A 3,044-nucleotide genomic window follows, 5' to 3' on the forward strand; every position below is an offset into this window, starting at 1 on the left:
GGTCGAAGCGCGGCAGGTACAGCGTGACGCGCGTGCCGGTGCCGGGTGCCGAGTCGATCACCACCGCGCCGTGCGACTGCTTCGCGAAGCCGTACACCGTGCTCAGCCCGAGGCCGGTGCCGCGCCCGGCCTCCTTGKTCGTGAAGAACGGCTCGAAGGCGCGGTCGCGCACCGCCTCGGACATGCCGTGGCCGGTGTCCGAGACGCTGATCGCGACGAACGCATCTTGCTGCGGCACCGTGCCGGCCTGGTCCGGATCGGCCAGCTCGGCCGCCACCTGCGCCGGAACGCGCCGGCACGGCTGGCAGCTGAACGACAGCGTGCCGCCCTCGGGCATCGCGTCGCGCGCATTGATCGCGATGTTGAGCAGTGCCGATTCCAGCTGGCCCGGATCGGCCCGGCAACCCGGGCAATCGTCGGCCGCGTCGACGACGATCTGCACCCGCTCGTCGAGCGTGCGGTGCAGCATGTCGGCCAGCGAGTGCAGCAGCAGTGCCGGCTCCACGCGCGTGGGCACCAGGCGCTGGCGGCGCGAGAACGCGAGCAGCTTGCCGGTCAGCTCGGCGCCGCGCCGGGCCGCGCGCGTCGCGGCGCCCAGCATCTGCTGCAGCCGCGGCTCGTCGGCCACCTGCGGCTCGAACTCGAGCACCTGCAGGTTGCCCTGGATCACCGTCAGCAGGTTGTTGAAGTCGTGCGCGATGCCGCCGGTCAGCTGGCCGACGCTCTCCATGCGCTGCGCATGGCTCAGCTGCTCCTCGGTCTGCGCCCGCTGCAGGCTGGTGGCCAGCAGGCTCGACAGCGAATCGAGGAAGCGCAGCTCGTCGTCGCCGAAGCGGCGCGCCTCGCGGCTGCGCACCGCGAGCACGCCGACGGTGCTGCCGCGGTCGGACAGCGGCACCGCCAGCCCGCTGACCAGCCCGCGCGCCAGGTAGTCGGGCGGCACCTTGAAGCGCGTCTCGCGGGCATAGTTGGACACCACCACCGGCCGCCCCTCGGCCAGCACGAAGCCGGCCGGYGTGTCGGGACGGTTGGGCACGCGCCGCCCCTCGACCTCCTCGCCGTCCAGGCCGACGCCGGCCGCCAGCCGGAACTCGATCCGGTTCGGCTCCAGCAGCCAGACCAGGGCCATCTCGGCCTGCATGCCTTCAGCGGCGATCTGCGGCACCTGCCTGAGCAGCGCCTGCGGGTCGCGGGTGTCGACTGCCAGCCGGGCGAGCTTGGCGATGTATTCGCTGTAGCGGGCCTGCTGCAGCGCCTGCTGCACCCGCGGGTAGCCGGCAATGCCGCGGATCGCCGCGACCACGTAGGGCAGGCCGTCGTCCTGCAGCGGGCTCAGCGCGATCTCGACCATCACCTCGCTGCCATCCTTGCGGCGCGCGGTCAGCTCGAGCTGCGTGCCCATCGGCCGCGGCTTCGGGCTCATGCCGTAGGCGCCGCGGTAGGCCGCGTGGCGTGGGCGGATGCTGTCGGGCACCAGCGCATCGACCGGCAGGCCGACGATTTCCGCGAGCTCGTAACCCAGCAACGTGGCCGCCGCCGGGTTGGCCCGCACGATCAGGCCCTGCGCATCGACCAGCAGCAGCGCATCGGGGTAGGCCGAGAACAGCGAGCGGAACAGGCGCCCCTCTTCCGGCGTCGGCGGCGGCAGGTTGTGCGGCGGCATCGGGGGCTCCGGTTCAGGCGCCGACGACCGGCACCGCCAGCATGTAGCCGGCGCTGCGCACCGACTTGATCAGCTGCGGGCTCTCCGGGTCGGCTTCGAGCTTCTTGCGCAGGCGCCCCACCTGCACGTCGATCGTGCGGTCGAACGGCGCCGCCTCGCGGCCGCGCGTGCTCTCGAGCAGGAAATCGCGCGACAGCACCCGCCCCGGGTGGCGCACGAACACGCTCAGCAGGTCGAACTCGCCGCCGGTCAGCACCACCTCGACGCCAGCCCGGTTGGCCAGCCGGCGCGCAGCGAGGTCGAGCTCCCAGTCGAGGAAGCGCAGCCGCTCGGGCGGCGCCGCCGTCACGCTGGCCGCGGGCGCTGCCGGGGCGGTCGCCACGACCGCCGGGGCGGCCACGCGCCGCAGCACCGACTTGATCCGCGCGAGCAGCTCGCGCAGGTCGAACGGCTTGGTCACGTAGTCGTCGGCGCCGATCTCCAGCCCGACCACCTTGTCGACCGCGTCGCCGCGGCCGGTGATGATGATCAGCCCGCACTGGTGGTGCTCGCGCAGCCGCCGTGCGATCGCGAAGCCGTCCTCGCCGGGCAGGCCGAGGTCCAGCAGCACCAGCGACGGCGTGTCGGCGGCCATCAAGGCATCGAGCGCGCGGCCCTGGTGCACCTGCGACACCCGGAACCCCTGCCCGCCGAGGTAGTTGGCGAGCAACTGGGTGATGTCGACCTCGTCGTCGAGCACGGCGATGTGGTGCGGAACCCCCTGCGATGTCACGAAATGCCCCCCTGGTGCGCGGTCGGCGGCGGCCCCTGCGACCGCCCCGCCGCACTATACGCGGCGGATCGCGCCGCACGGCGTCAGCGGGGCGTCATCTCCTGCGGATTCGCTCGCGGCCCGTTCTGCATGGGGCGCCGCGTCGACCTGCGGCAGCCCGAGGTGCCGGCGCAGGGTTTCGTACAGCGCCGCCGGCTCGACCGGCTTCGCGACATGGCCGTCCATCCCGGCGGCCAGGCACGCGGCGCGGTCCTCGTCGAACACGTTGGCCGTCATCGCGAGGATCGGCGTGCGGTCGCCGAGCGCGCGGATGCGCCGCGTCGCCTCCAGCCCGTCCATGCCGGGCATCTGCATGTCCATCAGGATCAGCGCGAACTGCTCGCGTTGCACGCGCTCCAGCGCCTGCGCGCCGTCGCAGGCGAGCTCGGCGTCGACGCCGACCGCCCGCAGCACCTCGCACGCCACCTCCTGGTTGACCGGGTTGTCCTCCACCACCAGCACGCGCAGCCGGCCCTGCCGGGCGCGCAGCGCGGCTTCTGCGCACGGCAGCCGCGGATCGGCCCGCATGCCGTCGCCGTCGGCGTCATCGTCGCCGCGCCGGTCCGCGCC

The 3,044-nt window shown here is 73.4% G+C and carries 3 protein-coding genes; all 3 read right to left on the reverse strand.

The window, feature by feature from the left end; translation table 11 throughout:
- Nucleotides 1-1,663: GAF domain-containing protein (locus AC1D15_RS24445; protein WP_477828011.1), on the reverse strand; the 1,663-nt coding region annotated here is incomplete at its 3' end.
- A 13-nt stretch (nt 1,664-1,676) separates the two neighbouring features.
- Nucleotides 1,677-2,435 (reverse strand): winged helix-turn-helix domain-containing protein, encoded by a 759-nt coding sequence (locus AC1D15_RS24450; RefSeq protein ID WP_477828012.1) that lies wholly within the window; start codon nt 2,433-2,435, stop codon nt 1,677-1,679.
- 54 nt (nt 2,436-2,489) lie between these two features.
- Nucleotides 2,490-3,044, reverse strand: a 555-nt coding sequence (locus tag AC1D15_RS24455; RefSeq protein WP_477828013.1) for a response regulator, incomplete at its 5' end; no start/stop codon positions are given.

Source organism: Rhizobacter sp. P2_H2 (assembly GCF_056403375.1).